The organism is Tolypothrix sp. VBCCA 56010 (assembly GCF_050875635.1).
In the GTDB taxonomy this organism is placed as follows: Bacteria; Cyanobacteriota; Cyanobacteriia; order Cyanobacteriales; family Nostocaceae; genus Hassallia.
The window spans coordinates 1-207 of record NZ_JBPAOH010000576.1 but is presented as its reverse complement, the minus strand read 5'-3'; the positions used below and the strand labels follow the sequence as shown (position 1 = coordinate 207).

The 207-nt window shown below is 32.9% G+C and carries 1 pseudogene; it reads left to right on the top strand.

Annotated elements, in window-relative coordinates:
• Window positions 1–207, top strand: a pseudogene (locus tag AABK37_RS42420) (RNA-guided endonuclease TnpB family protein); the annotation flags it as partial.

The window sequence follows — 207 nt, the reverse complement described above, 5'->3', positions numbered from 1 at the left end:
AAAAAACTCAAAGAATCAGGGATTATTCACTTACATAAAACAAGTATTCTCATTCACTCCAAACATGCACAAAATTATGACTGTGTACGAATAATTCCCAGCAGTGGATGTTATGTAATTGAAGTAGTTTATACTAGAAAGGATGTTAAGTTATCTGAATCAGGTTTGAAAGCCGCAATAGATTTAGGTGTAAATAACCTTGGGACT